At 69.1% G+C, this 1,309-nt stretch carries 2 protein-coding genes; both read left to right on the plus strand.

Annotation, left to right across the window (positions count from 1 at the left end):
- On the plus strand, positions 1-792 hold a 792-nt coding region (locus tag BLW04_RS27905), incomplete at its 5' end, for an endonuclease/exonuclease/phosphatase family protein (RefSeq protein WP_139307057.1).
- 28 nt (positions 793-820) lie between these two features.
- Positions 821-1,075 (plus strand): hypothetical protein, encoded by a 255-nt coding sequence (locus BLW04_RS25555; RefSeq protein WP_091548466.1) that lies wholly within the window; start codon positions 821-823, stop codon positions 1,073-1,075.
- Positions 1,076-1,309 lie beyond the last annotated feature (234 nt).

Below are 1,309 nucleotides of genomic sequence, written 5' to 3' on the forward strand. Positions count from 1 at the left end.
ATGGGCAGTGTGAGAACTTCCATCCTCGGGAGACCTCGACGCCTATCCCGGGACCGACGCGCCAACCGCCGCTACACCCTCAACTGCGATGAGCCGGTAAAGAATGCCGCGCGCCTCGAGCGGTTGCTTGCCGGTGACTGCGACGTCCTGGTGCTGACGGAGACGCACGACGCACTTGCCCTGCCGGTTCCATACGTTGCCGTGTCCAGCGATCAACGGCCGACGGCCGCTGCGGGAGGTCGATGGGTCACCATCTGGAGTCGACTCCCAGTCCGCCAGCTAGCAACAAAGGACCCGGTGCGCACTGCCGCGGCAGAGGTGGCTGGCGGGATGGTCGTCTATGGCACCGTGCTCCCGTGGCACACGGATCCGGGGCCGATGCCGGACCCAGCCGCTCCCCTGCCGAACTGGTCAGAGTTCATGCGAGTCACTTCTCTTCAGGGCGCGGTGTGGCGGGCCCTGCGCGAAGAGAACCCCGGCTCCGTATTCATCGTCGCCGGGGATCTCAATCAGTCACTCGGCGCCAAGCACTATTACGGGACGACCGCAGGTCGGCAGCTCCTGCGCGACTCCTTGAAGCAGGCAGATCTGACCTGCTTTACGGACGATGAGCACCTGCCGCAGGGGCTTCTGCAGCACCCCCCGATTGACCACATCTGCGCCGCAGCCCCTGTGGGCCATGTCCTCGAGCGGGTGGATTGGGTCGGCTGGGAAGGCACGTGGGAAGGGGCGGGCAGGCTTTCCGACCACTCAGCAGTGGCTGTGACGCTGCGAAGCGTGCCTGGCGTGTGAGCTCCGGCGTGGCTAGCTGAGCGGCCGGATGGGCAGGACAGCGCGCCATGGCGGCGACCCGCTGGAAGCACTGGACTGGCTGGCCGGCCATTCCCCCGGCTGCCCGATCTGCGACCACCCGACCAGCGGCACGGAAGAGCAGTACGCCCGCGTTCCCGGCATGCAGGAAGGGGTCATCGTCGCCCTCGCCCAACCCTGCGGTTGCCTCATCGACGGACACGTTGCCGAGCTCCAGCTCAGCGCGGCCTCGGAGACCGAGAGCTGGCCGGGGGTGTCGGCGTGAAGCGCTGCCTTCGTGCGCGCGGCCGCACGCCAGCGACGCCGACTGGGCTGCCTACCTCCGCGAGCGACTGCCTCGACCCCGACTGCCCCTGGGGTGGGGACCGGTGCTGGAGCCAGGGCAACTGCGGCTGCCCCACCGAGGCCGTGGTCGACCCCGAGCAGCGGGCCGGCGCCCTGCGCGGACGGCGCGAGGTTGTCCCGGGTCTCGTGGAAGTTGAGGTGGCGGTCCCCCGCC

Origin of the sequence: Modestobacter sp. DSM 44400 (genome assembly GCF_900107175.1) — a bacterium.
GTDB lineage: Bacteria > Actinomycetota > Actinomycetes > Mycobacteriales > Geodermatophilaceae > Modestobacter.